The sequence below is a fragment of the Myxococcus sp. MH1 genome (genome assembly GCF_059738865.1).
In genome coordinates this window covers 681,562-701,300 of record NZ_AP026947.1, presented here as the reverse complement: position 1 = coordinate 701,300, position 19,739 = coordinate 681,562, and the positions used below count along the sequence as shown (strand labels likewise).

Sequence of the window (19,739 nt, the reverse complement as noted above, 5' to 3'; positions counted from 1 at the left end):
AAGCACTGCGAGGAAGATTGCTCAACGGGCGGCGACATTGTCCGGCGCCGCGGGCGCCAGCACGTCCCCACCCTCGCGAGACAGCCGCCGCTGCTCCCGCGACAGGTACAGCGACACCCCCAGCCACAGCCCCGCCAACGGCACCGCCGCCAACGACAGCCCCGTCATCCCCAACCCCAGCGCGGTGAGCCCACCCTGCAACCACGCGCTCACCGTGTCGCTGCCCCGGTACACCACCGTGTCGATGAAGCTCTTGGACTTGTAGCGCGCTTCGCGGTCCACCGTGGTGAAGAGGATTTCGCGCGACGGCCGCTCCAGCGCGTAGTGGCTGGCCCCGCGCAGCGCCTTGAACGCCACCAGCACGCCCAGCACCGGCACCGCCGCCAGCCCCAAAAACCCCAGCCCCGTCACCACCGGCGCCACCGCCAGCGCCGCCCCCAACCCCAGGCGCGAGATGATGCGCCCGGTGACGAGCGTCTGCAGCGCCAACGTCAACAACTGCACATAGAAGTCGATGTCCCCGAAGAGGGCCGTCCGCGACGCCGCGTCCTTGCCCACCTGCGCCACCAGCTGCACCTCCTGGAAGTACAGGAACGTGGACGTGGCCGCGTACAGCAGCACCTGCAGTCCCAGCGCCAACAACATCGGCGACGCCACCAGCAGCTTCAGCCCCGCGAGCACCCCGCCCCCCACGGGCCCCTCTGCCGAGGGCGGCTGATGCTGCACGTCACGCGCCCAGCGGCTCAGCCATCGCACGCACTGCGCGCTCACCTCCAGCAGCACCGCGGAGATGAGGATGAGGTTCACCGGCCCCACCGGCTCCGCCAGCCGCCCCACCAGGAACGGCCCCACCAGCATGCCCGTGGTGCCACCCGCGGCGATGAAGCCGAACAGCCGCTTGCCCTGCTCGCTGGCGAAGACGTCCGCCATGAAGCTCCAGAAGATGGAGACCACGAACAGGTTGTAGACGCTCAGCCAGATGTAGAAGACGCGCGCCACCGGCTCCTTCGCCACCTCCAGCTTCAGGAGCGCGAAGAAGACCAGCAGCGACACCAGGAAGAAGCGGTAGATGCGCGGCAGCACCACGCGCCGGGGCCAGCGCGCCACCAGCGCGGAGAACGCGGGCACCGCCAGCAGCATCACCAGGAACGTCGCCGTGAACAGCCACGGCAACCCCTTCACGCTGCCCGCCGTCCCCATCTCGTTGCGGATGGGGCGCAGGATGGCGTAGCCGCACATCAGCGTGAAGAAATAGACGAACGACCCGAGGACTGCGCGGACCTCCTCGTCACGGACATCCACGAATCGCTTGAGCATGGGCACGAAGGCGCGCGCGTCTCGGGTGGGGACCGGCGACAACGGATGCGTCAGCCGGGCGCGTCCCTGGCTGAACTCCGGTCCTTTCCGTGTATTCCCGGGCCCACATCCGCGTCCAGGGGGACGTGGGCCCGGGCTTCGAGCCAGCTCGACTACTTCGCGCCGAGCGCCTCGCGCAGGGTGGCCTCCACGCGGGGCAGCACGTCCTCGATTTCCGCCACGGACGTGGCGCCCACGGACAGGCGGAACCAGCCGGTGTCCTCCTTCAGGCCGAACGCCTGGAAGGGCACCACCGCGAGGCCCGCCTTCTCCAGGAGGAGCTTGCGGATGTCGTCATTCGTCTTCAGGCCGCTCTTGCCCACCAGGTCGAACTGGACGGACAGGTAGATGGCGCCCTGGGGCGCGATGTGGCGCACCGGCAGCCCCGCCTCGCGCATGCGCGACAGGCCCTTGTGCAGCGCCTCCAGGCGCGCGTCCACGCGCTGGTGCATCTCCTTCAGGAAGGACTCGGTGGCGGGCACGTCGTCCAGGTAGCGCGCCACGGCGACCTGCTCGGCCTTGGGCGCCCACGCGCCCACGTGGCCCAGCACGTCGCGCATGCGCGCGATGATGCTCGGCGGGCCCACGCCCCAGCCCACGCGCACGCCCGTGGCGGCGAAGGCCTTGGAGATGCCGTCCACGAACACGGTGTAGGGCGCCACCTCCGGCACCAGCTCCACCGGCGTCACGTGCTTCTCCGAGCCGAAGCTCAGCACCCAGTAGATCTGGTCGTACATCAGGATGAGGGGCTTCTTGCCCGTCTTCTCGCGCTCGCGATTCTCCGCGACCACGCGCTCGCAGATGGCGCCGAGCACGTCCTTCGAAATCATGGTGCCCGTGGGGTTGAGCGGGCTGCACAGGCACAAGAGGCGCGCGGTGCCCAGGTGCGGCGTGAGCTGCTCCAGCGTGGGCATGAAGCCATGCGAGGGGTCCGTCGTCACCACGACGCCCTTCGCGTTCATCATGTGGATGTAGTGGTTGTTGTTCCACGACGGCACCGGGTAGACGACCGTCTCCCCGTCATCGAGCACGCTGCGGAAGGTGCCGTAGATGATGGGCCGGGCGCCGCCCGCGATGACGATGCCCTCCAGCGGGTACTTCAGGCCCAGGGCGCGCTCGTAGAAGCGCTGCACCGCCTGGCGTAGGTCCAGCACGCCGTCCGAGGGCGGATAGTTCGTCTCGCCCGCCTGGAGCGCGGTGGTGATGTGCGTGCGCAGGCCCTCGGGGATGGGGAACTCGCGCGGGCTGAAGTCGCCCACGGTGAGGTTGCACACCTTGCGACCTTTGGCGACGAGCTCCCGGACCTCCGCGGCGATGCGGAGGATTTCGCTGCCGACGAGGCCCCGCGCCATGGTGCCGACGGTGGCGTCGTCCCTCGAGGGACGGGGGAGGGAGGTGAGGTCGAGAGCCATGGGGGATGTGTCTCCGGTTCGTGCGCGTAAGGGGGACGCGGGCTGCGGCCGGGCGCGCACCATACCCGCCACCCGGCAACTTGTGGGGTGCGTCCTGCAATCCCGGGGTGGGAGTGCCACGGCTTCGCACGTACCGGAAGCGGAACACGCGGGGCACCCGGCCCGGCGGGCCCTCCCCGGCCCGGCCCACGGGTGTTTGCCGGGCGCAACGGTTGGCGAGCCTTCCCGATATGTCCCGGAAGGGCCTTCCGTTCAGGGCTCCAGCAGTTTCGGGGCGTGGGCGGGTTCCGCGCACCGACATCCATCCCTGACAGGAAGGGCTCCTCCACGCGGGACGTCGCGGTCCGCCACGGGAGCGCCTTGCCCAGAGGTGTCCGTATGAAGCTGTTCGAGCGGGGCTCGTGGCTCATGGCGTTCCTGTTGCTCGCTTCCACCCAGGCGTCGGCGGAAGGCAGCCGGCCCCTCAACCGGAGCCTGTTCGGCACGCGCGCCATCGTCGCGTGTGACGCGGCGGAGCAGTCGTGCGGGATGGCCGTCATCTCCTTCCCGAGCGGGGTCAGCGGGCTGGTGCCCTATGGACGCTCGGACATCGCGGTGGCCACCATGGCGCTGCCGTCGGTGGATGATGCCCAGGGTGTCATCGCGCGCATCGACGCGGGCGAGGCGCCCCAGGCCGCCATCGACGCGGTGCTGGCGCTGGACCCGTACGCGCCCATCCGTCAGCTCGCCGCGGTGAAGCTGCATCCGGACGGGAGCGTGACGACGGGGCAGCGCTCGGGCGCGCAGACGAGCGCGCACACCTGTGCCATCCAGGGCGCGACGTTCGTGGTGCAGGCGAACAACATGTCCACGCCGGACATGTGCACGGCCATGGCCGCGGGATTCCAGCGCGCGAAGGGCAGCCTGCCGCAGCGGCTGTATGCGTCGCTCGTGCACGGCGCGCGCGTGGGCGGGGACAACAACGGCGAGCGCTCGGGCGTCATCCGGGTGTGGAACACCACGAGCGAGACGGCGTTCTACACGCACGTGCTCGCGGAGGCGGTGGTGCACGGCAGCACGAAGGCGCTCCAGGAGCTGGGCGTGCAGCTCAACCGCTACCAGGGCACGCTCGCGGACGTGTACGCCCAGGACCGCGTGACGCTGACGGCGGACATCGCGCGGGACGTGAAGCAGGTGCTGCGCAAGCTCGGGTACTACCGCGGGCCCATGGATGGGAGCTGGTCCGACGCGGCGGAGCAGGCGCTGTACGACTTCAACTGGAACAATCTTTTCTTCCTGAAGCCGACGGTGGTGGAGAACGGCACGCGGAAGATGGACGGGGTGCTGGTGAAGTTCCTGCGGGACGCGGACCTGGGGGCGCTGACGCGGGCGACGGCCTCGGCGGAGTGACACTGTCGGCTTCTCGTCACGGGCCGGTGGTGCTGGCACGTGGCCCCCCTGTCGTGAGAGAGGGTGTCCTCCGTGGCCCCTCTTTCGCGGGCCCCCTGGGGAGGAACGATGAAGCGTGCGGGACGCTGGCTGTCATCGCTGTGGCTGGCCGGATGCCTCGTGGGCACCGGGTGCTCGAAGAAGGAAGAGGCCCCGCCGCATCCGGCGGCCGAGCTGCCAGCGCCCGATGACACTCCCGCGCGGCCCTCGGGTGCGCCCGAGGGCGCCGTGGCGCGGGGAGGTGAAGCCGCCGCGAAGCCTCCCGTGGCCGTGGGAGAGCTGCCTCCCGAGGAGCCTGGTGCGGAGGCTCCTTCGGGAGCGGGCTCGCCATCGGCGGGCGCGGGCGCTCCGTCAGGCACGGGCTCGCCATCGGGCGGCGCGACTGGCGCGGGGACAGGGACGCCGTCGGGCGGTGGCTCGGGTGGAGTCACGCCCGAGAACCCGAAGAACCGCGAGTGGACCACGGATGCGGTGAGTCTGGACCGCAGGGACGTGCCGCAGGCCACGCTGCGCTCGGTGCGCGCGGGAGCGCATCCGGATTACGACCGCGTGGTGTTCGAGTTCGAGGGGACGCAGCTGCCGGGCTATCGCGTGGAGTACGCGAAGGAGCCCGTGGTGCAGTGTGGCTCGGGCAACCCGGTGACGCTGGCGGGCAAGGGCCAGCTCCAGGTGAGCTTCACGCCGGCGAAGGCGCATACGGATGCGGGTGAGCCCACGGTGGCCACGCGCGAGCTGAAGCCCGCGTTGCCGGTGTTGCTCGAGCTGGAGCGCACGTGTGACTTCGAGGGCGAGGTGACGTGGGTGCTGGGCAACAAGAGCAACGCGCCGTTCCGCATCCTGGAGCTGCGCGAGCCGACGCGACTCGTGGTGGACGTGAAGCACTGAGGTGCTCGTTCCGGGGCGAGCGCTTGCACTGCGCTCCCTCGGTCATGCGCGGGAACGAGTCTGATGCGGTAGCACCTCACCGCATCTCTCGCCCACCCTGAGTCCTGCTCGCCTCGATGCGTTCGCGGGTCGGCCCCATTGTCATCAAGCAACGGGTAGGGGCCCCTCACGCCCCGCCACGCAGCTCCGCCGCCAATCGGTCCAGTCCCGCGAGCAGCTCGCGGTGCTTCTGTCTCACGGGAGCGCCCCCCGCGCGCAGGGCCATCGCGAGCACGCCAGGAAGGTTCATGGCCGCATCGCCGCGAAGCCGCTCGCGATACTCACGCATCCAGTCCGCGGGCACTCGGAGCGACCAGTTTCGCTCGTCGATGGTGCCCGGCTCGTTGTACGTCTCCGGCATCCCGAGCAGGTCCGTGAAGAACACCATGACATTGCGCGCGCGGCTGGCGAACAGGTCCGCCAGCTTCGCCTGCGCGAGTCGCCCCGGGTCCGTCGCCAGCTCACGCGCGAAGGCCTCACGGTGCTCGACCTCCGGGCACAGCCGCGTCGCCAGATAGTCCGCCTGCGCCCGCAGCGTCCCACGCCACTGCCAGTCGCCGACGAGGCGCCATAGCGACTTCGTGTCGTGGTTGCCGACCATCATCCAGTCCTCGGCCGCCGCGTTCTCGCTGCGATACACGTCCGCCGGATTGCGCAGGTCCGCCTTCTGCGTGACGCGGAAGCGGCCCATGCCGTACCGAGCGAGCACGCGGCCCAGCGGATACGGCATCGTGCTCAGCACCTCCCCCAGCAGGTCCCCCAGCTCGCGACCATTGCGCCTGGCCGCGGCGACCACCGTGTCGAAGAGGACGCTGAAGCGCTCCACCTGCTCGGGCGTCAGCGACTTCACCTCTCCGTCCACATAGCGAGGCACCGAGCGGTCCACCTGCTCCGGTGACACGAGCGCATAGCGCGCCAGCTCGGGGTGCTCGGGCAGGTCGGGTGACGAGAATAACCGCGCGCCCTGTTGAACGGCGGCCACGGGGTCCCACTGGTTGGAGCGATACACCCAGGGGCACACGAGCCCATGCGGATGGTCCAGCCGCAGCCCGTCGTACTCGGCGAGCATCTTGTCCATCCGAGCATCCATGAAGCGCAGCACCGCGCCCGGGCGGAAGCCCTGGGACGGGCCCTCTCCGCCCTCCATGAAGAACTGCTCCGGGTCCAGCACCGGGTAGTTCCACGGCTGGCCGTCGGGGTTCGTGCGACTGGGCGGCGCGCCCATCAGGTACGTGCGCAGGAACAGTCCCTGCCACGCCCACGCGTCGCGCGGCGAGAAGCCGATCTGCAGGTCGCCATAGAGCTTCAGGCGCCACGTGGCCGTCCGCTCCCGGAGCACCTCGTGTTGCGTGTGCACGAGGAACTGGAGGAACGCATAGCGCTCCAACGTGTCGCCGTATCGCGACTCCAGCGCGAGCACCCGAGCCGCCGCCGCGGACTCTTCACCTGGAGCCGGGTTCCACAAACGCCCGTCCAGCGAGTCCGCCCAGGGCCGCCAGTCCGGAACGCCCTTCTCCTCGCACAGCACCTCGAACAGGGCATCGCGCACGAGCCATGCGCGGTGGCGTTGCCGGAAGGAGGTGAAGCGCCGGGACAGGTCCTGGATGGCAGCGGACGGCTTCGGCTCCGCGCGCTGCCGTCGAAAAGACGCCCATGCCTCATCGAGCACCGCGAGCTGCGCGCGGAACGCCCACCGGTAGCGCTCCCCGGGATGGGCCGCATGGGGCCGGGACCGTGAGAGCGCCTCCACGCGGCCAGGAGGCAGCAGCGCGCCCCACGGTTCGTGCTCCAGTGGCGCGAGCGCGATGTTGAGGATGTTGCGTGAGAACAGGGTGCCGTCATACGGCGACGCGTTCGCCTCCGTCGTCTGCCCCTGGGGCCCCAGTTGGATGCCGGTGAAGCCCAGGGCGCGCGCGGACTCCAGGAAGAGTGCGGCGCCCTCGGAGTAGGGCGAGCCCCGTCCCGAGTCCTCGGACGGCAGGCTGGGGAAGCTGGGGTCGTGGATGCTCAGCACCAGGTTACGGACATCGAGCGCGGCCAGGGCTTGGGTGACGAGTCGATGATGGTCTTCAGGCAGCGGGGCTCGGGACATGGCGGATGACGACCGACCCTAGGTGCCCGAGCCGGACACGCCAACCCTTCATCTGAGCCGACGTTCAACATCCGTCCGAGGACGACACTCCGAGCGTGCACGCGGACACCCGGAGCGGACCCAGTGTCACTTCTGCGGCGACTGGGGCACGGGACGCGGCTCCCCACCGCCACTCTGCGGCGGGCCCTGATGTCCCGGCCCCTGCGGCGCGCGGAAGTGGAACACCTTGCGCAGCTTGCGTCCCATCCACGTCCGGCCATCCACCAGGATTTCGTACACCGTCGGAATCACCAGCAGCGTCAGCAGCGTGGACGTAATCGTGCCGCCAATCACCGCGCGGCCCAGCGGCGCCCGGAAGTCACCGCCCTCGCCCGCGCCAATCGCCACCGGAATCATGCCCGCCACCAGGGCGAAGGTCGTCATGATGATGGGTCGCAGACGGATGCGCCCCGCCTCGATGAGCGCCTCGCGCAACGGCATGCCCTTCTCGTGGGACCACTTCGCGAAGTCGATGAGGAGGATGGCGTTCTTCGCCACGATGCCCATCAGCAGGATGACGCCGATGAGACTCATGATGTTCAGCGTGTCCCCGGTAATCAGCAGCGCGCCCACCACGCCAATCAACGACAGCGGCAGCGAGATGAGGATGGCCAGCGGGTCCAGGAACGAGCCGAACTGGATGACGAGGATGAGGTACATCAGCATCACCGCCACACCCAGCGCGATGAACACCCGCGAGAACACCTCCTCCTGGTCCGCGGACTCACCGCCCGTGGTCAGCTCGTAGTCCGCGGGCATCTGCACCTTGTCCACCCGCGCCTGGATGTCCCGCATCACCTCCGTCAACGAGCGCCCCTGCACGTTCGCCTGGATGTTGATGACCCGCTCGCGGTTGAGGTGCGTGATTTGCGCGGGGCCGAGCGCCTGCTGGATGTCCGCCACCTGTCCCAATGGGACGAGCTGCGGCGTCCCTCCCGGCACCGCGCCCACGAGGATGGGCAGCCGCGCCAGGTCATCTGGATTGTCCCGCGCCTCGGGCGCGAGGCGCACCATCACATCCCGAGTCTCACCAATCGGGTCCACCCAGTCGCCCACGTCCAGCCCCGCGAAGGCCGGCCGCAGCACCTGCGCCACCTGCCCCACCGTCACCCCGAGCTGACCCGCGAGCCCTCGATTCAGGTCGACCACCAGCTCCGGCTTCTGCCCTCGCGTGGACAGGCCCACGTCCACCGCGCCGGGTACCTGCTCCACCGCGCGCTGCACCTGCTGCGCGAGCTGGGTGAGCGTCTTCTGGTCCGGCCCGCGCAGCTCCAGCTGGATCTGCTTCATCGCCCCGCCGAAGCCCGACGTGAAGACAGACACCTTCGCACCACCCACGGCCGCGAGTTCCTGGCGCAGCTTGCTGCCCAGCGCGTCCTGGCTCAAATCACGGTCCGCCTTGGGCGTGAGCCTCACGTACACCAACGCCTGGTCCACGCCCGGAGCGCTCAGCGGCAGCGGCACGCCGATGGTGCTGTACGTATAGGCGACCTCGGGGTGCGCGCGGACGATGCGCGTCACCTCCTCCACCTTGCGCCGCGTGTACTCGAGGCTGGAGCTGGACGGCGTCTCCACCAGCAGCTCCACCTCCGAGCGGTCACTCACCGGCACGAAGCCCGCGCCACCCACGGTGCCCTGGAGCACCAGCGCGCCCACGAGCGAGCCCACCGCGACCAGCACCATGATGAGCCGGTGGTCCAGCGCCCAGGCGATGACGCGCTTGTAGCGGTCCGCCTGCCGGTCGAACCAATCGTTGAAGCGCGTGAGGATGCGCGAGATGAAGCCCTTGCGAGCCCCCTTCTCCACCTGCGGGTCCGCCCAGTACGCGCTGAGCATCGGGTCCAGCGAGAAGGAGACGAACAGCGACACCAGCACCGCGCAGGCGATGGTGAGCGCGAACGGCTTGAACCACTGTCCGGCCACGCCGTACATGAAGGCCACCGGCACGAAGACGGCGACGATGGAGAACGTGGTCGCCGACACCGCGAGGCCAATCTCCGACGTGCCCTCGCGTGACGCCGTGTAGTGGTCCTTCCCCATCTCGATGTGGCGGACGATGTTCTCGCGCACCACGATGGCGTCATCGATGAGGATGCCGATGGCCAGCGTCAGGCCGAGCAGCGACATCGTGTTGAGCGTGAAGCCGAAGGCCCACACGCTGATGAACGCCGCCAGCACGCTCACCGGCAGCGCCAGCCCCGTGATGACGGTGGAGCGCCACGAGTTGAGGAAGATGAACACCACCAACACCGTGAGCAGCGCGCCCTCCACCAGCGCGGACTGCACGTTCTCCACCGCGCTCTCCACGCGCACGCCCGCGTCGCGGACGATGGCCAGCTTCACATCCGGAGGCAGCTTCTTCTGGAGCGCCTCCACGCGCGCGCGCACCGCGTCCGCGACCTCCGTGGTGCTGTAGCCCTTCGACTTCAGCACGTCGATGCCCACCGCCTGCGCGCCGTCGTAGAGCGCCAGCGTGCGAGGCTCCTCCGAGCCCACGAAGACATCCGCCAGCTGTCCCAGCCGGATGACCTGTCCGTCACGCGTGGCCACGACCATGTCGCGAAACTCGTCCACGTTCTCCAGGCGCCCCTTGAGGCGGATGGACTCCTCCTCGAGCTTCGAGTTGATGCGCCCCACGGGCGCGGCCAGGTTCTGCGATTGCAGCGCCTGCACCACCTCCGCCAGCGAGACGCGCGCGGCCTGGAGCGCCTCGGGCTTGAGCTGCACCGTCATCTCCCGCTCGACATCGCCGACGACGTCCGCCTGCGCCACGCCCGGCACCGAGCGCAGCTCGCCCACCACCAGCGGGTCCGCCACGCGCGACAGCGCCGCGACATCGAGCCGCTCCGAGGTGAGCGTCAGCGAGACGATGGGTGCATCCGCGGGGTCGAAGCGCGTGAGGACCGGCTCCTCCATCTCGCGAGGCAGGTCCGCGCGCTTGCTGGAGATGGCGTCGCGGATGTCCTGCGAGGCCTCCTGGATGTCCTTCTCGAACTCGAAGAACACCGTGAAGGTGGCCAGGCCGTCGGTGGCGGTGGCGGTCGTCTCCTTCGGGTCGACGCCGCTGATGGCGAAGATGGCGTCCTCGATGGGCTCGACGATTTCGCGCTCCACCGTGTCGGGCGAGGCGCCCGGGTAGACGATGGTGACGGCGATGACGGGCGCCTGCACGTCGGGGAACTCGTCCGTCTCGAGCTGCCACAAGGCGACAAGGCCGAAGACGACCAGCGTCACCATGGCGGTGATGGTGACGATGGGCCGCTTGATGGCGAAATCGGAGATGAACACGGGGTGACTCCCGACAGGAGGAGAAGGAACGACGTGGGCTCAGGGCGTGGGCTGCGTCGCGCCCTCGGTGGAGCCTCGCGGCGACTGCGTGGGACGTGCACCGTCGTCGCGCCCGGCCGGTGGTGACCTGGGCGCGGCGCCTTCGCCCTGCTGCGCGCCACCACCGCCGACGCCCGGGCCCTCGTCCCCGCGCGGCGAGTCCCCCTCACGCGGCGGCGAGACCTTCACCTGCATGCCCTCGCTCACCTCATCGCGCGCCGAGCCGAGCAGCACCACGTCTCCTTGCTGGAGCCCCTGGCGCACCTCCACCCGCTTCTCGACGTCGTCACGAAGCCCCAGCGTGACGCTCACGCGCTCCACCTTCTCGTCGCGCACGCGCAGCACGGAGGGCTTGCCCTCCGCGTCGTCGATGGCGTCCAACGGCACCGCCAGCGCTCGCACCGACTCCGAGGCCACGCGTCCCTCCGCGAACAAACCCGCGAGCAATTGCAGGTTCGTGTTCGGAATCGCGACGTAGATGCGCACCTGCCCCGTGTTCGGGTCCACCACCGGGTTGATGCGCTCCACCTGTCCGGTGAACGCGCGGTTCCCATAACCAGTGACCCGGAACTCCACGGGCGTCCGGGCCTTCACCTGGTCCAGGTTCGCCGCCGGCACGGAGGCCTCCAGGCGCAACGTGCGCGGGTCCACCACCGTGAACAGCGGCGCACCGGGCTGCACCACGTCACCGGCGCTCGCCTGCCGCTCACTGACGCCCCCCGCGAAGGGCGCCACGACGCGCGTGCGCCCCAACTGCTCCTGCGCCAACGCGTAGCGCGAGCGCGCCTCCGCGAGCTGCCCCTTCGCCTGAGCCACGGAGAGCTGGGCCCGCTCGAAGTCCCGCTGGGTGATGACCCCCGCCTTGGCCAGCTTCGCGCTGCGCTCCTGCTCGGCCTCGGCCACCTGCAAGGCATTGCGCGCCGTCGCCACCGCGGTGCGCGCGGCGATGACCTGGTCTCGCAACGTCGCGTCGTCGATGCGCGCCAGCTCCTGGCCCTGCTTCACCACCTGGCCTTGCTGCGCCTTGAGGTCGAGGATGGTGCCGCCCACCTGCGCGCGGACCGCCGCCGCGGTGCGGGCTTGGAGCGTGCCGGAGATGCCGGGGCCGGAGCGCAGCTCGCTCGCCTGGACACGCGCCACGTTCTCCTGCCCCAGGGTCAGCACGGGCGGGGCCGGAGGCGCTTGCTCCTCCGAGCCCTTGTTGCATGCAGCCACCGCGCAGGCCGCCGCCAGCAGCACGACCTTGATTCCGCCAGCGACCGTCCCTCTCATCCGTCGGGCTCGTCTCACCGCGCGTCTCCGTCCTCCGCCAGTCCCTCCCCTGCCCCTGGCGGGCCGGCTAAACGTGGTGTCGGCCCCTCGCCTCCGGAAGTCGGCCTCTCGTGTCGCCCACCCCAGGAGACAAAGGCAGGCCGCCTGCTCCCGGGCACAGCGGGCAACCAGCCTCACCGAGCGGATGCCGCGCCCTTCGTGTCCGTGGTTACGGCGCCACCGGGACTTCACTCATCAGCAGCGTGCCCGTCTCGAAGCTGGAGGACGGGCCACAGGTGGGGACCACCGCGCCCGACGCGCACGCCACCGCCTGCGTCCCCGCGCGCGTCGTCTGCGAGCGGCAGCGCGCTCCCGCCGCGTCCCACTCCGCCTCCAGGCTCCAGCTCTCGGTGTCCTGCTGCACGCCCGCGGCGTCGTACAGGTTCACCCAGTTCCCATCCGTCGTATACGACGTGCCGTCGCCACAGAAGTCCGCGCGCACCATGCGCGTGCAGGCCTGGTGCAGTTCGCCCAGGCTCTGGCCATTCACGCTGCCCGCCCACGGGCGGTAGCCGAAGCGCACGCACTTGGCCAGGGCCGCGCCCTCGCACGCGAAGGTGAAGGCCTGCGCGTCCTCGAGCTTCGCGCCGCCGCCCGCCACGCCCTGCCGGTAGTCCCAGCGCCCCGTCAGCGCAATCGCCCCGAGCGCCGAGCCATCCGCCGCCTGGCACGCGGGCTTCCACGCCCCTTCGTCGGCCGCGTAGTAGGAGACGCGATACACCCAGACATCCGCGCTCGCGCCCGTGGCCGGCTGGATGTCATCGATGCGCAGGGGAACCGTGTCCCCGCTCCCGAGCTCCCCCACGAAGCGCGCCCCGAGGAAGTCCATCCCGGACACCACGCCCTGCGACGTCGCGCCGTGGAGGACGCTGCCGTCCAGCCACGTGTCCGACAGCGCGGGAGCGCCCGCGTCCGCGCGCTCGGCGCCCGCGAAGCGCACCGACACCAGCATCTGCCCCAGCTCCGTGCTGTTGAGATTGCGCCCGTTGAGGTTGCGGCCATTCAGGTTGCGCCCATTGGGCGACGACAACCCGGCCACCTGGGTCCCCAGCGTCCGGGACTCCTCGACCTCCACCGCGCTTCCACAACCCCAAAGCCCGCAGGCGATGACCATCGCCCCCACCATCCGCCTCGCCACCATGCCCCGACCCTCCCCGACCCTGCGCTACTGGACACAAGGTTCGCAGGAGCCTGCCCGCTCGCAAGGAGGAGTGATGACCCCACGACAATCGTCCCACCCTCGAGGGGGTGGCGAGCAGGCACGACAGGGTGAACGGGCGCTTCCAACGTCCTGTGCCGGGCCACTCCCCGGACCCACATCCGGGCAGGCTCACGGCCTGGGTGCGGACAGGTCCGCGCACACGCGCAGGCCCATCGTCACGTCGCGCAACGACGGCTCGGGCAATTCGCGGTTCGTCGAGCGCGCGGAGGTGGCCGCGAACGCGAAGCTCCCACCTCGCGCCACCGCGCGCCCTGGCTCCAGCCACGAGCGGGTCCACTCCCAGACATTGCCCGCCATGTCATCCACGCCGAACGGACTGCGTGACGCGGGGTGGCTGCCCACCTCGTCCGGACCGAAGCCTCCGGGCTGCTTGCCGTACGTGGTGTCGATGTTCGCGTCGTCCGGGCCCAGCCTGTCGCCGTGCGGGAACTCGCGTCCGTCCACACCGCGCGCCGCGCGCTCCCACTCGAGCTCCGAGCACAGCCGCGCCCCCGGCACCCTTCCGCTGAAGGACAGCCAGGACACGTACGTCTCCGCGTCGGAGAAGGAGATGCCGCTCACCGGGAAGCGCAGCCAGTCCTGCGTCCCGCGGCGGGTGCGGTTCGCGTAGCGGATGGGCTCGTCCGCGCGGGCCTCGTAGGGCACGTTGCCGGGCTGGAAGCGCAGCCGCCAGACACCGTCCACCTGGTCCAGCGCGAGGTGCCCCGCATAGCCCCCCGTGCCCACGCGGGGGCTGTGCGCGGCGCGTGACTCGGGGGACAGGGTCTCCAGGAAGACGAGCCAGTCCGCGTACGTCACCTCGTGCCGCGCGATGAGGAAGCCCGGCACCTGCACCGCGTGCTGCGGCACCGCGTTGAAGAACTCGCGCACGCTGGCGTCCGCGGCGCTGCCGAAGCGGACCTCGCCCGGGGGAACGAAGACGAAGCCCGAGGGAATCGAGCCCTCGCGCGGCAGGCGCAACTCCAGTCGTCGTGCCTCTCCGCGACGCAGGAGCAGCGGCTGCGTCACGGCCTCGTGGTGCGGCGCGCGCAACGTGAGCCGATAGGCGCCCGGTGGCACGGAGACGTCCATCCAGGGCTCGGACTCCAGCGGCAGCGGCTCACCGGGCTGCTCGTTGCCGAGCGTGTCGCGCGTCAGCGGACGCAGCTCCACCTGCACGTCGTGCGCGGCGACGCCCAGGGTGAGCCGGGCGGGCGCGGTCCATCGCCGCCAGCGCTCACCGTGCGCGTCGTAGAGGCGCAGGCGCTGGAGCAGCGTGGGCACCATGGCCACTTCTCCGTCCTGCTCGGCCCACAGGGCGCGCTCGAAGAGGAAGTCGGCGAGCGCGTCGCGGACCTCGGGCCGCTCGGGCGCGAGCGCGAGGGCCCGCTCGAGTCGTCCTGCGACTCCATCGAAGCGATGGCGCACCTGCGCGGCGCGCGCGACGCTCTTGCCCCACAGCCGCTCCGCCTCGGGCTTCTGGCCGCTGCCGTAGAGACGGAAGGCCTCCGAGCGCTCGGAGTGGAGCAGGTCCTTGGTCTCCAGCGCGGACTCGAGTGACTTGCGCGCCTCTTCGAGCTCCGCGCGCACCTGACGCTCCAGGCTCCAGCGCTCGCGCAGCTTGAGGCCCCCGTAGACGAGGCCGAGCGAGAGGACGAAGCCCACCACGAGCGCGTGGCGCAGACCGCGGCTGCGGATGAGCGTGCGGCGGGAGGCGCGCAGGAAGTCGCGCTCGCGGCGGTTGAGCTCGGCCACGTCCAGCACCGCCGCCTCGGCGAGCTGACGTGAGCCCCAGAGCAGCTCGCGCGAGTGGTGGTGCTTCTCCCAGTGGGCCGCGGCCGTCTCCAGCAGCGCCTGGACCTCGCGCCGCTCGGCGGCCTCGGTCAGCCAGTGCGCGAGCGAGTCCCAGCCCGACAGGAGCGCCTCGTGGGCCAGCTCATAGGACGTGCCCTCCGGGGCCTCGCGCGCCACGAGCAGGCGCGCGCGGACCAGGGCCTCGAGCGCTGCCTGGTAGCGCGGGTCGTCTCCGGCGAGCTCGCGGTCCGTCTTGCGCGCGCGGGTCCCGTCGGCGGTGACGAGTCGGAGCAGGACGCCTCGCGCCGCGACGCGCTGGTCTGGCAAGAGGCGCTCCACCGCCGCGTCCGCGTGTCGGGCCAGGGCTCCGGCCACGCCGCCCATCGAATCGAGCGCGGCCTGGGTGATCATCTGCGTCTTCGTGTCGCGGGCCTCCCAGAGCTCGGCGAGCGCGAACTGGAGCAGCGGCAGGCCACCCTCAGCCGCGGCGGTGACGAGCGCGTCGACGAGGGACTCCGACTCGAAGCGGACGCCCTTGACGCGTGAGGGGCCGGTGACGGCCTCGCGGGTCTCCTCGGCGGTGAGGGCGCGCAGGAGGTACAGCGCGCGGGGGACCTCGGCGCCCAGGCCGGGCACGGCGGTGAGCCGGGTGAGGAAGTCGCTGCGGCTGGAGGCGAGCAGCCGCACCCCGCTGGCCCCCTCCGCGAGGCTGCCGAGGGCCTGTCCCGCGAGCGCCGCCTCGTTGGGCTCGGCGAGCGTCGCCAGTTCCTCGAGCTGATCCACGTAGACGAGCAGGCCCTCACGGGCGCCCAGACGGGCGCGCAGGCGACGGGCGAGGCACGCGGGCTCGGCGCGCAGCGCCTCGGCGAGGAGCTCCTCCTCGGTGGCGAGGAGCGCGGCGAGCGCGGCGGAGAGCGCGACCAGGGGCTTGCGTCCCGGGACCAGGCGGACGGTGTGCCAGCGACGGCCGTCCTCGAGCCCGCCCTCGACGACGGCGGGGAGGATGCCGGCGAGGCACAGGGAGGACTTGCCGACGCCGGAGTCGCCGGTGATGAGCAGGAAGGACTCGCCGCGCAGGCGCTCCAGCACGGCGCGGCACTCGCGGCGGCGGCCGAAGAAGAGGGCGCGGTGCTCGGCCTCGAAGGCGCGCAGGCCGCGATAGGGATTGCCCTCGGGGACGTGGGTGGGCGTGTCTTCGCGGCACAGGGCCTCCAGGGCCTCGAGGAGCTGGGCGGCGGAGGCGAAGCGCTCGGAGGGCTCGCGGCGCAGGCAGCGGTCGATGATGGCGGCGAAGGTCGGGTCCACCTGCGGAGAGACTTCGCCCAGGGGCAGGGCGTCCTGGGTGCGCACGACGTGAGGCAGCTCGCGCCAGACGACGTCGCGGTAGGGGCCCCGGCCCACGCAGAGTTCGTAGAGGACGATGCCCAGCGAGTACACGTCGCTGCGGGCCGACAGGTCCTCGCCGGCCCAGGCCTCGGGGGACATGTAGTACGGCGTGCCGACGAGGGCGCCCTGGGGCAGCGAGGGCAGGAAGACGCCGTCGAGCGAGCGGGCGGAGAAGTGCGGGTTGAGCTCCGGGTCCAGGTCCATGGGGAGCTCGGGTGGGGTGGTGGTGCGAGGAGAGGGCACCTCGTCGCCCACCGCGCCGTCGAGCAGCTTGGCGAGGCCGAAGTCGAGCAGCTTCACGGCGCCGCTCTCGGTGAGCACGGCGTTGCCGGGCTTGATGTCGCGGTGGAGCACGCCCCGACGGTGGGCGGCGCTGAGGCCCCGGGCGAGGTCCCGACCGATGGCGAGCACGCGCTCCCAGCGCAGGGGTTTGACGAGCCGGTCCAGGCTGACGCCGCGGATGAACTCGGAGATGAGGTAGGGCTGTTCGTCGAGTTGTCCCACCCGGTAGAGGGTGACGACGTTGGGGTGCTGGATGCGGGCGGCGGCGCGGGCCTCGACGAGGAAGCGCGCCAGGGCATTGGGGCCGAGGGCGGGGATGAACTTCACCGCCACGGGGCGTTCGAGCAGGGTGTCCTGGGCCAGGTACACCCGCCCCGTGCGTCCCCGGCCGATGGGCCGAACGATTCGGTACTCGTCGAACTCCTCCGGAGGAGTCCACGAGTCTGGCGGCCGGAAGGTGGCGGGGGTGCCCACTCCCACGGGCTAGGCATCCGGACGTCCCGCGGCAACCCCTTCCCCCGTCCGAAAGGGCAGGAGCGCGCCGGAAGGGGCCACCCGATGTCGGGTGGTCGTCACTTCCCGCCGGTGGGAGGTGTCAGCCTTCCTGCCCGTTCGGCTTACGCGTCTTGCTCGGCTTGAGCATGTTTCGGATCTTGTTCTCCAGGTCCGAAGGCAGGCACGGCTTGGCGACGAACTCGTCGGCGCCGGCCTCGCGGGCGTGCTCGGCGTTGCCCGCGAGCACGTGCCCCGTCAGCGCCATGACGGGGATATCGCGGGTCCGAGTGTCCTGTTTGATACGTCGGGTGGCCTCCCAGCCGTCCATGACGGGCAGGGAGAGGTCCATGAGGATGATGTCCGGCTCACTCGTCTGGGCCTTCTCCACCGCCTCGACGCCGTCCCGGGCGGTGTCCACCTCGAAGCCGACGAACTCCAGGTATTCCGCATACATCTCGCGGGCATCGTCGAAGTCGTCGACGACGAGGATGCGCTTGCGATTCCCGGGAGACACGGCCGGGGTCGCGTCCGCCACCGGCTCTTCCGAAGTCTGGATGGCCGTGCGCTTCATGAAGCAGGTGCCTCGCGTGTAGGGAAACAGCGGTGGACAGGACAATCTATGCACGCATCCGTCATCGCGCCCACCCCACATCGCCCCAGGGGGCACCCCACCACCGTTCAATGGAGAACGGTGGTGCACGGCGTGGCCCGTGTCGCGGGGGTCAGTCGTTGGAGATGTAGACCTGGATGAAGTGCTGCGCATTCGGCGGCTGACCCGTGGATTCGATTCGAGTCACCAGGAACCGTCCGTCCGGAGTGACTCCGAATCGGGGCGAGGGATTCGGAGTCAAATCGGGCGGCGGACGCAGCAGCCCCTCGAGAGGAACCCATTCGCCACCAACGAGCTTTCGCATGTGCAGCGTCTCGGGCTGCCCAGCGGCCTCCGGCTCCCCCAGGAGGACCACCAGCGCCCCCGAGGAATCCAAAGCGAAGCGACGCACTTCAGCCCTAGCCCCAGCTGGGAACCGTTCTTCGAAGGCACTGCCAAGCTCGCGCCATGCAGCGCTCCGCCACTCCCAAAAAGAGAGTTTTGCCGCATCATGAATCGCCACGAGAGGGCGCCCAGGGGCCCCCACACCCCAGGCCCATCCACTCGGGTGCCCCAGCGTCAATGGCGTGCTCTTCCATTCTCCCTCACTCCACCAGCGCGTCTCGTAGCGAATGGTATCACCCGAGGCATTCATCTCTCCCCAGATGACAACTGGATTCCCGCCCCCATCGAGTTCCATCGCCGTCGAGCCCACACTCCAATTTTCTGCGGGTCGAAACAGGCCCCGTCGAAGCCAGGTTGTGCCATCCCATTCATAAACGAAGAACTCCTCGCGGATGGCGAAGCTCACGAACCAACGCCCCTTCCCATTCGTTCTCAAGGAGAGTCCCCAACAGTAGGTTTTCGGGGCACGAATCACGGCACCCATCGAGACCCATTCACTCCCCGTCCATCGCCGGACATGAACTTCCCCCACTTCATCGTCGAGCCACCCCACCACCGGGTGCTGACTCTCATCCAGGCGCGCATTGAAATAGGTGACCCTCCCAGCAACCCTCAGTGGAGTTCCGCCCAGCAATTCCCAGGCAGCGCCCGCCCATTGATGAATGAACACGCCTCCGCTACCGCTGTCTCCCCATGCGACAAGGGGCCTGCCCGACGTCGGGACGAGCACCTCGGGAAAGCTGGGCGTGCTGTATTGAGGAGGGTCGCTCGTAAGCGCATTGCCCAGCGGGAGGAAGCCAGGAACCGTCCAGCGCCATTCATCACCCTGCTGAATTGAGTTTCCAGCCAAGTCTGTCACAGAGGAATCCATCACCACCTGGACAGCCACATCCTTCGGCAGTCGGCTCGCTGGACTTATCGTCAACACCCTACCGTCTGAGGACAGGGCCACGTCCCCTGCGATGACTTTGGAGTCCACCTCCAGACGAACGGAGGACACATGAACTGTCGACGGCTCGAGCCCCTCTGAAAACTCAGCGCGAACCGTATGACCAGCTCGGACTTGAGAGTCGCCTGGCGAGGGAACGCGCGACAAGAGGACCGGAGCTGTTCTATCCACCCTCAACAATCGTGGCTCGCTCAGGAACACCCGCTCCGCCAGTGTCGTCCGCACGAGCAGCTCGTGGTCTCCCTCTGACAACGCCTGCGTCTCCAGGCGCAGCCTGTACGGAGGAAGCAACGTCTCCACCGCAATACCATCCACCAGCAACTCCACCTTCTCCGGTGAGGCTCCCGTCAGTTCGACCTGGAGGTCGACACCACCGTTCGTCGCCGCCCGGGACAGGATGAGCCGTGCCCCCACGGTGGGCAGCCCAGCGTCGGGCACCTCCATGGGAGGCTCCTCCACATGGATGTCTGGGATATCGAGGCAAGCGCTCCAGAGGAGCCCGAGGGAGACGACGACAAGACGCAATGTGGAATGACGCATGACGTGACAGGAGGGCAATTTGCGTTCCATCGATGCCGGGCCTCGCGCAGCCCCCAGACGGAGCCCGGTCACTCACGAGGCCCCTGAAGAAATCTCACGCAGCAGACGGGCGTCCACATGGAAGGACACACCGTCCACCCAGGGGGCCTGGAATCCTCGATGGGCCTCCACAAACAGCAACGCCCCCGTGGAAATCCACGGGGGCGTCA

The 19,739-nt window shown here is 69.9% G+C and carries 11 protein-coding genes; 2 read left to right on the top strand and 9 right to left on the bottom strand.

Translation table 11 applies throughout. The features are described from left to right. Positions 1-21 precede the first annotated feature (21 nt). Positions 22-1,317: an NTP/NDP exchange transporter gene (locus AC6JA9_RS02930; protein WP_497959045.1), complete on the bottom strand. Its 1,296-nt coding sequence runs from the start codon at positions 1,315-1,317 to the stop codon at positions 22-24. A 152-nt stretch (positions 1,318-1,469) separates the two neighbouring features. Next, entirely contained in the window at positions 1,470-2,768 is a 1,299-nt protein-coding gene (locus AC6JA9_RS02925; RefSeq protein ID WP_223749812.1) for a pyridoxal phosphate-dependent aminotransferase, read from the bottom strand. A gap of 378 nt (positions 2,769-3,146) precedes the next feature. On the opposite strand from AC6JA9_RS02925, the gene AC6JA9_RS02920 reads away from it, so the two are divergent. Both AC6JA9_RS02920 and AC6JA9_RS02915 read left to right on the top strand, forming a co-directional pair. Next, positions 3,147-4,157, top strand: coding sequence for a DUF1028 domain-containing protein (locus tag AC6JA9_RS02920; RefSeq protein WP_497959044.1), 1,011 nt, complete (start codon positions 3,147-3,149; stop codon positions 4,155-4,157). A 108-nt stretch (positions 4,158-4,265) separates the two neighbouring features. Further along, positions 4,266-5,081, top strand: coding sequence for an AMIN-like domain-containing (lipo)protein (locus AC6JA9_RS02915; RefSeq protein WP_497959043.1), 816 nt, complete (start codon positions 4,266-4,268; stop codon positions 5,079-5,081). 166 nt (positions 5,082-5,247) lie between these two features. Here AC6JA9_RS02915 and AC6JA9_RS02910 read toward each other — a convergent pair whose 3' ends face one another. The 7 genes from AC6JA9_RS02910 to AC6JA9_RS02880 all read right to left on the bottom strand — a co-directional run bounded on the left by AC6JA9_RS02910 (position 5,248) and on the right by AC6JA9_RS02880 (position 19,434). Further along, complete coding sequence (locus AC6JA9_RS02910; protein ID WP_483576860.1) at positions 5,248-7,212, bottom strand: 4-alpha-glucanotransferase; 1,965 nt, start codon at positions 7,210-7,212, stop codon at positions 5,248-5,250. Positions 7,213-7,338: 126 nt separating this feature from the next. Further along, on the bottom strand, positions 7,339-10,539 hold the full coding sequence (locus AC6JA9_RS02905; protein ID WP_497959042.1) for an efflux RND transporter permease subunit: 3,201 nt from the start codon (positions 10,537-10,539) through the stop codon (positions 7,339-7,341). A gap of 39 nt (positions 10,540-10,578) precedes the next feature. Continuing rightward, a complete protein-coding gene (locus tag AC6JA9_RS02900) occupies positions 10,579-11,850 on the bottom strand; it encodes an efflux RND transporter periplasmic adaptor subunit (protein ID WP_497959041.1) in 1,272 nt (423 codons plus the stop codon). Between the two features lie 208 nt (positions 11,851-12,058). Then, positions 12,059-13,030 (bottom strand): ADYC domain-containing protein, encoded by a 972-nt coding sequence (locus AC6JA9_RS02895; RefSeq protein ID WP_497959040.1) that lies wholly within the window; start codon positions 13,028-13,030, stop codon positions 12,059-12,061. 189 nt (positions 13,031-13,219) lie between these two features. Next, complete coding sequence (locus AC6JA9_RS02890) at positions 13,220-17,026, bottom strand: nSTAND1 domain-containing NTPase (protein WP_223782497.1); 3,807 nt, start codon at positions 17,024-17,026, stop codon at positions 13,220-13,222. 121 nt (positions 17,027-17,147) lie between these two features. Beyond that, positions 17,148-17,618 (bottom strand): response regulator, encoded by a 471-nt coding sequence (locus AC6JA9_RS02885; protein WP_497959039.1) that lies wholly within the window; start codon positions 17,616-17,618, stop codon positions 17,148-17,150. 151 nt (positions 17,619-17,769) lie between these two features. Continuing rightward, the gene (locus AC6JA9_RS02880; RefSeq protein ID WP_223749804.1) at positions 17,770-19,434 is read right to left on the bottom strand and encodes an Ig-like domain-containing domain; all 1,665 of its coding nucleotides are present in this window, start codon (positions 19,432-19,434) and stop codon (positions 17,770-17,772) included. Between the last annotated feature and the right edge of the window lie 305 nt (positions 19,435-19,739).

Bases quoted from the DNA above. Each gene is read 5' to 3' on its own strand.
- AC6JA9_RS02895 (WP_497959040.1), bottom strand. From the start codon at position 13,030: ATGGTGGCGAGGCGGATGGTGGGGGCGATGGTCATCGCCTGCGGGCTT.
- AC6JA9_RS02880 (WP_223749804.1), bottom strand. From the start codon at position 19,434: ATGGAGGTGCCCGACGCTGGGCTGCCCACCGTGGGGGCACGGCTCATC.
- AC6JA9_RS02925 (WP_223749812.1), bottom strand. From the start codon at position 2,768: ATGGCTCTCGACCTCACCTCCCTCCCCCGTCCCTCGAGGGACGACGCC.
- AC6JA9_RS02915 (WP_497959043.1), top strand. From the start codon at position 4,266: ATGAAGCGTGCGGGACGCTGGCTGTCATCGCTGTGGCTGGCCGGATGC.
- AC6JA9_RS02900 (WP_497959041.1), bottom strand. From the start codon at position 11,850: ATGAGAGGGACGGTCGCTGGCGGAATCAAGGTCGTGCTGCTGGCGGCG.
- AC6JA9_RS02885 (WP_497959039.1), bottom strand. From the start codon at position 17,618: ATGAAGCGCACGGCCATCCAGACTTCGGAAGAGCCGGTGGCGGACGCG.
- AC6JA9_RS02930 (WP_497959045.1), bottom strand. From the start codon at position 1,317: ATGCTCAAGCGATTCGTGGATGTCCGTGACGAGGAGGTCCGCGCAGTC.
- AC6JA9_RS02920 (WP_497959044.1), top strand. From the start codon at position 3,147: ATGAAGCTGTTCGAGCGGGGCTCGTGGCTCATGGCGTTCCTGTTGCTC.
- AC6JA9_RS02910 (WP_483576860.1), bottom strand. From the start codon at position 7,212: ATGTCCCGAGCCCCGCTGCCTGAAGACCATCATCGACTCGTCACCCAA.